1 pseudogene is annotated in these 275 nt (G+C 58.9%); it reads right to left on the bottom strand.

Annotated elements, in window-relative coordinates:
• Nucleotides 1-275 (bottom strand): annotated as a pseudogene (locus AAEY83_RS14840) (Fe-S biogenesis protein NfuA); the annotation flags it as partial.

Below are 275 nucleotides of genomic sequence, written 5' to 3'. Positions count from 1 at the left end.
GCCCCGGGTTGATCTCGGTTTGCAGGTAGTAGTTGATGCGCTCGTTGACCGGGCTGTCGGCATTGACCATTGGCACCTTGGCATTTGGCGCCTTGATGGTCAGCTGGCCGCCCATACGGTCGGTGGCATAGTCGACAACGGCGTCGTCAAGAAACGCTTCGCTGAAGGAATCGATGTAAGCGGTGAAGCTTTTCAGCCCCAGCGCGGTATCTTCAGGCTTCTCTTCGCCCGGCTTGCAGTAGGCAATGCAGGTTTCGGCGTACTGGGTGCCAGGC

It is taken from the genome of Psychrobacter sp. TB20-MNA-CIBAN-0197 (assembly GCF_040309765.1).
In the GTDB taxonomy this organism is placed as follows: Bacteria; Pseudomonadota; Gammaproteobacteria; order Pseudomonadales; family Moraxellaceae; genus Psychrobacter; species Psychrobacter submarinus.
The sequence above is the reverse complement of the archived record's forward strand: the minus strand, read 5'-3'. Positions and strand labels throughout refer to the sequence as shown.